The 2,371-nt window shown below is 39.2% G+C and carries 5 protein-coding genes; 2 read left to right on the top strand and 3 right to left on the bottom strand.

Going from position 1 to position 2,371, the window contains the following annotated elements; genetic code table 11:
- Positions 1-168: 168 nt before the first annotated feature.
- From IBX40_12760 to IBX40_12750, 3 genes are all read right to left on the bottom strand, one after another.
- A complete protein-coding gene (locus IBX40_12760; GenBank protein MBE0525181.1) occupies positions 169-381 on the bottom strand; it encodes a DUF2283 domain-containing protein in 213 nt (70 codons plus the stop codon).
- Positions 365-646 carry a DUF4258 domain-containing protein gene (locus IBX40_12755; GenBank protein MBE0525180.1) on the bottom strand — a complete coding sequence of 94 codons (282 nt, stop codon included), beginning with the start codon at positions 644-646 and terminating at the stop codon, positions 365-367. The genes IBX40_12760 and IBX40_12755 overlap by 17 nt, the downstream gene beginning before the upstream one ends.
- A 68-nt stretch (positions 647-714) precedes the next feature.
- A complete protein-coding gene (locus tag IBX40_12750) occupies positions 715-885 on the bottom strand; it encodes a hypothetical protein (GenBank protein ID MBE0525179.1) in 171 nt (56 codons plus the stop codon).
- A gap of 342 nt (positions 886-1,227) precedes the next feature.
- Between IBX40_12750 and IBX40_12745 the strand changes: the two genes are divergently transcribed.
- Both IBX40_12745 and IBX40_12740 read left to right on the top strand, forming a co-directional pair.
- A complete protein-coding gene (locus IBX40_12745; protein MBE0525178.1) occupies positions 1,228-2,097 on the top strand; it encodes a hypothetical protein in 870 nt (289 codons plus the stop codon).
- 53 nt (positions 2,098-2,150) lie between these two features.
- Positions 2,151-2,371, top strand: a 221-nt coding sequence (locus IBX40_12740) for an MBL fold metallo-hydrolase (protein ID MBE0525177.1), incomplete at its 3' end; no start/stop codon positions are given.

Below are 2,371 nucleotides of genomic sequence, written 5' to 3'. Positions count from 1 at the left end.
AATCGAAAAGCGCCTGCCAGCCCCTACCCCACAAGGACGGCCGGAGCAGAGATCGGGACGGGCACACCGGGAATAGTGAAGGCGAAAAGGGGCGACAGAAGAGCAGAGGAAGGGGTGGGGGTTGTATCATTCAATATTACGAACGCCATTTTGAAAATTAAAAATAAATCATGCAGTAGCTTTTCGACCTTTAATCTCATAGGAAAAAGCTTGAGGTTCGGCTACGTTTTCAGATGCATCAAGCATTTCGATCGATACAATCTTATTATCTTCACTATAATCAATTATCAGACCTTCTTTTATCTCATCGCTTTCTGCAATTGGCATATCCCTGAGAATTAAAGTAAGAGTATCTGTTTCGGGATCATATACTACTTTCATAATTTTCTCCTTTCCAATATTTATCAATCTTAGATGTTTTATAGGTTGTTATGACATAAAAGCTACCTTCAAATTCCTCGCCGATAATCCTAAGTAGCATTTCATTATTTTGATCTTTATCAAGATACCTTCCTTGGATAATGATTCGATTTTTTTTACCTGCCAATTTTTGTTGTGGATTTTTCACAAGATTTTCAATATCTTCTCGTCTGATTTTACGCCTGTTCATTTCAAAAATAGCATGCTCGGAAAAGAGGATATTCATTTAGCTGCTCCTTAGATTAATAAACAGTTGAAATCTATTATTATTATTAATAACAGTTGTCATTTAAATTATGAAAATTGTCTTTGAACAAAAAAGCGCCTGCCAGAACCATGAATATGATCATTCACCTCCCAGTCATCTGGGTCGAACATCCTCATTGTGTGAAAGATGATGACAACAAAAGTAGCAAGGATCCTTATCCAGTCGAGGTCGTTGCGCCTCAGAGGTTTATTGCCCATGATTAGTTGATTGCTATTTATTTTATAATTAACTTTTGTTTTCCCGGGATTGTTTTTGTGTTAGCGTTATCTTACAACTTCATAGAATTCATCCAAATGTCTGAGCTTCTTATTTAGATTTTTCAAAGACCTGATTTATGTTTCAATACGGAACTTTTTGACCATCCCATTTCATGCAATCTCGTTAAACGATGGATAGTGCCCGAATCCTGTCAGCGAAAAACCAAATTCCAGGGGGTGTCTATAAGGACCTTACCCGACCCACGATAATGCCAGGCGGCAGGGCCAGGTCGATTCGAAAAAATATTAGTAATAGAATAGCATAATTATTTTAGGTTGGGTATGATGTCAGTCATCAAATTAGCACTCATAGGTTTAGCAGTCCTGGTCGTATTTATTATTCTTCTCATTACCATCAGTGATATTTCATTCAATAACCGTGTAGAAAAAGAAATGAACATTCTTAAAGATGAAATTCCCGGGACACAGGGTCAGACATTTACTTATGATGATTATGAAGGATTGCCCGAACCTGTTCAACGCTATTTCAAATACTCTATCAAAGAAGGACAGGCATACATACGATTTGCCAGAATGGAACATTCAGGATCTTTCAGAATGGATGTTGGTCGGGATTGGTACCCCGTGGAAGGCAAAGAATGTTTTACGGCAGATGTTCCAGGCTTTATCTGGTACGGAAAAGTAAATATGAATCCACTGGTCTGGGTCAAAGCCAGGGATAAATATCATAATGGCACTGGGAACATGCTCATCAAACTGCAATCCACAATAAAGATCGCAGATGAACAGGGCAGGGAATTATCCCAGTCAGACCTGGTAAGGTGGCTTGGAGAAGCCCCATTTTTCCCTACTGCTCTTTTGCCAGGTAAGGATCTCAGGTGGGAGGAGATCGATTCGGATTCTGCACGGGTCATAGTTGAAGATCATGGTTTACATGTTTCAGGGATCTTCTATTTTAACGAAAAAGGACAGATAACCCGTTTTCTAACACACGACAGATTCAGGACTGTTGATGATAGACAGGTCAATGATCCATTTAATGGATATTACAGGGACTATCAAGAGTATAATGGTTTCATGATCCCTACCGAAATCGAAGCAGTATGGGATCTGGATGAAGGGAATTTCAGCTATGCGAAATTTAAGATCAACGATATTCAGTATGAATTTGTCAAAAAGCCTGCCCCTTAAAAAGCACAAGCTGGAAAAACATAAGGATTAAGAGAGGCTATTGAAATGAATGTATGAATAAATTTATACGGATCCCACTGGGGACGTCCAACTCATATCTTATCAAAGCTGAGGATGGATACCTCCTGGTGGATGCTGGTAATAGACACCAGGCAGACAGATTTATGGAATGTCTGAATGCTCATGATATTTCGCCTACCCAGATACGGTTAATAATTTTAACCCATACACATTTTGATCATATTGGCAGCCTTGCCGAGATCCGGAAGCTCTG

This window comes from Methanosarcinales archaeon, from assembly GCA_014859725.1.
Classification (GTDB): domain Archaea; phylum Halobacteriota; class Methanosarcinia; order Methanosarcinales; family Methanocomedenaceae; genus Kmv04.
This window is presented reverse-complemented; position numbering and strand designations above follow the sequence as displayed.

Excerpts from the sequence above, each read along its gene's own strand:
- IBX40_12760 (MBE0525181.1), bottom strand. The coding sequence starts at position 381 with ATGAAAGTAGTATATGATCCCGAAACAGATACTCTTACTTTAATTCTC.
- IBX40_12755 (MBE0525180.1), bottom strand. The coding sequence starts at position 646 with ATGAATATCCTCTTTTCCGAGCATGCTATTTTTGAAATGAACAGGCGT.
- IBX40_12750 (MBE0525179.1), bottom strand. The coding sequence starts at position 885 with ATGGGCAATAAACCTCTGAGGCGCAACGACCTCGACTGGATAAGGATC.
- IBX40_12745 (MBE0525178.1), top strand. The coding sequence starts at position 1,228 with ATGATGTCAGTCATCAAATTAGCACTCATAGGTTTAGCAGTCCTGGTC.